This is a genomic window from Acidovorax sp. FJL06 (genome assembly GCF_003852545.1).
In the GTDB taxonomy this organism is placed as follows: domain Bacteria; phylum Pseudomonadota; class Gammaproteobacteria; order Burkholderiales; family Burkholderiaceae_C; genus Acidovorax.
Window position 1 is genome coordinate 1 of record NZ_QAJR01000105.1, and the last position, 239, is coordinate 239.

1 protein-coding gene is annotated in these 239 nt (G+C 73.2%); it reads right to left on the reverse strand.

All coding sequences use genetic code 11. The annotated features are described in order from the left end of the window. On the reverse strand, window positions 1-239 hold a 239-nt coding region (locus tag DBV10_RS22705), incomplete at both ends, for a hypothetical protein (protein WP_148090355.1).

Below are 239 nucleotides of genomic sequence, written 5' to 3' on the forward strand. Positions count from 1 at the left end.
GGTGGTGGGCTTGGCGCCGCCCAGGCCACCGCCGACAGCCCCAGCAACGGGCTGATGCGCGCCACCTGCGGGTGGGTGGCCAGGCGCTCGTACAGCGCCTCGGGCAGGTGGCCCCGCATGGCCCGCAGCTCCAGGTCGGGCTGGCCGTTGACGGCGCGCACGGCCTGCGAAAACTCGTCCAGCGCCGACGCATTGATCACATGCACCGCAAACGCCAGCGCCACGCCCAGCATCACGGC